The organism is Lentilactobacillus dabitei, from assembly GCF_019061365.1.
GTDB classification, from domain to species: Bacteria; Bacillota; Bacilli; order Lactobacillales; family Lactobacillaceae; genus Lentilactobacillus; species Lentilactobacillus dabitei.
Window position 1 is genome coordinate 1 of sequence record NZ_JAHPPD010000029.1, and the last position, 300, is coordinate 300.

General features: G+C 37.0%; 1 protein-coding gene. It reads right to left on the reverse strand.

Translation table 11 applies throughout. From position 1 onward, the window contains the following. The coding region (locus KTE19_RS06010; protein ID WP_217341857.1) for a helix-turn-helix domain-containing protein at positions 1–138 on the reverse strand (138 nt) is incomplete at its 3' end. Positions 139–300: the final 162 nt, after the last annotated feature.

Sequence of the window (300 nt, forward strand, 5' to 3'; positions counted from 1 at the left end):
ATTCATGCCATTCATTTCGTTATAAATAAAACGACTTGCGTCACTGTTACGTTTGATTAACTGCTTTTGCTGATTGGATGGAAAAACGCGGACTTTAACCCCATAATGGTACGGCAATTGCGCCATTGTTTGACTCATGTAGATTTCACCTCCTAAACATGTTACTCTAATGATAACACATGAGAAAACGTTTAGGGATAACGTTGCTGATAAATCGGTAGGAAGAAGGTTGTCACATGAGTAATAAAAAGCAGCGTTTAGATGAAGCTATTTACGAACGCAACTATGTTTACAATTTTC